Origin of the sequence: Hymenobacter sp. HSC-4F20 (assembly GCF_019599275.1) — a bacterium.
In the GTDB taxonomy this organism is placed as follows: Bacteria; Bacteroidota; Bacteroidia; order Cytophagales; family Hymenobacteraceae; genus Hymenobacter.
Genome location: NZ_JAHZTD010000016.1, coordinates 1 through 628, shown reverse-complemented (window position 1 = coordinate 628; position 628 = coordinate 1). Strand labels below are relative to the sequence as shown.

Sequence of the window (628 nt, the reverse complement as noted above, 5' to 3'; positions counted from 1 at the left end):
GATCAGGTTTCTGCCTGGATACAGTTGTTGGTACTGATCGTTCATTAACTCGAACCTGTGCTCGGGACCTCTCAGAATAACAAACATGGCCGGGGCTTCCATAATGAGCCTTTCCAGCGTTTTGCGCTCTGATTCAGCTTTTTCGTAGGCATGCTGCACCTGGTCTGCCAGCAGTACCATCTGTTCGTTGGAGTCCAGCAGTTCCTGCACCAGTTTTCTTGTATCGTGTATATCGGTAGAGCTGCCTATCCACATCGTGATGGTGCCCACAGCATCCTTCATAGGGATGGAACGGCACAGATGCCAGCGATAGATGCCATTTTTATCGCGCTTGCGCAACTCCACCTGCATCTCGGTGCCCGCCTTATGAGCAGCCTCCCATTTAGCCATCGTATTTTCCAGATCATCCGGATGTATGACCTGATGCCATCCTGTCTGCACCAACTCCTCCAGACTTATACCTGTAAATTCTTCCCAGCGCTTGTTGAAGTAAGATGGCTTTCCTTCCTGATCTACAGTAAAGATCAATTGCGGCATGGCTTCTGCCATAAACCTGAACTTCTCTTCGCTCTTCTGCAGTGCATCTTGTGTGATTTCGCGTTCAGTTACATCCAGGGGCTTCTGCATA

General features: G+C 49.5%; 1 protein-coding gene. It reads right to left on the bottom strand.

The window, feature by feature from the left end:
• A partial coding sequence (locus K3G63_RS22505; protein WP_220616406.1) for a PAS domain-containing protein occupies positions 1–628 on the bottom strand: 628 nt, incomplete at both ends.